Origin of the sequence: Gracilibacillus marinus, assembly GCF_042651725.1 — a bacterium.
GTDB classification, from domain to species: Bacteria; Bacillota; Bacilli; order Bacillales; family Amphibacillaceae; genus Gracilibacillus; species Gracilibacillus marinus.
On record NZ_JBHSDV010000010.1, the window covers coordinates 1 to 1,290 of the forward strand.

At 54.6% G+C, this 1,290-nt stretch carries 1 rRNA gene (only partly in view); it reads right to left on the bottom strand.

Features of this window, described 5'->3' with window-relative positions:
* Nucleotides 1-1,290: ribosomal RNA gene (locus ACFOZ1_RS16385) — 23S ribosomal RNA — on the bottom strand (its annotated part continues 1,653 nt past the right edge of the window); the annotation flags it as partial.

Genomic DNA, 1,290 nt, shown 5'->3' on the forward strand with positions numbered 1-1,290 from the left:
ACTATGCTTCCACCTCGAACCTATCTACCTCATCGTCTCTGAGGGATCTTACTCACTTACATGATGAGAAGTCTCATCTTGAGGGGGGCTTCATGCTTAGATGCTTTCAGCACTTATCCCTTCCACACGTAGCTACCCAGCTATGCTCCTGGCGGAACAACTGGTGCACCAGCGGTGTGTCCATCCCGGTCCTCTCGTACTAAGGACAGCTCCTCTCAAACTTCTAACGCCCACGACGGATAGGGACCGAACTGTCTCACGACGTTCTGAACCCAGCTCGCGTACCGCTTTAATGGGCGAACAGCCCAACCCTTGGGACCGACTACAGCCCCAGGATGCGATGAGCCGACATCGAGGTGCCAAACCTCCCCGTCGATGTGGACTCTTGGGGGAGATAAGCCTGTTATCCCCGGGGTAGCTTTTATCCGTTGAGCGACGGCCCTTCCATACGGTACCGCCGGATCACTAAGCCCGACTTTCGTCCCTGCTCGACTTGTAGGTCTCGCAGTCAAGCTCCCTTCTGCCTTTACACTCTTCGAATGATTTCCAACCATTCTGAGGGAACCTTTGGGCGCCTCCGTTACATTTTAGGAGGCGACCGCCCCAGTCAAACTGCCCACCTGACACTGTCTCCGAACCGGATCACGGTTCTGGGTTAGAAGGTCGATACAGCCAGGGTGGTATCCCACCGGCGCCTCCACGTAAGCTAGCGCTCACGCTTCTCAGGCTCCCACCTATCCTGTACAAGCTGTACCAACATTCAATATCAGGCTACAGTAAAGCTCCACGGGGTCTTTCCGTCCTGTCGCGGGTAATGCGCATCTTCACGCATAGTATAATTTCACCGGGTCTCTTGTTGAGACAGTGCCCAAGTCGTTGCACCTTTCGTGCGGGTCGGAACTTACCCGACAAGGAATTTCGCTACCTTAGGACCGTTATAGTTACGGCCGCCGTTTACTGGGGCTTCGGTTCAACGCTTCGCGAATGCTAACGCATCCCCTTAACCTTCCAGCACCGGGCAGGTGTCAGCCCCTATACTTCGCCTTGCGGCTTCGCAGAGACCTGTGTTTTTGCTAAACAGTCGCTTGGGCCTTTTCACTGCGGCTTCTCGACAGAGAAGCACCCCTTCTCCCGAAGTTACGGGGTCATTTTGCCGAGTTCCTTAACAAGAGTTCTCCCGATCACCTTAGGATTCTCTCCTCGCCTACCTGTGTCGGTTTGCGGTACGGGCACCCGTTTCCTCACTAGAGGCTTTTCTTGGCAGTGTGAAATCAGGAACTTCGGTACTAC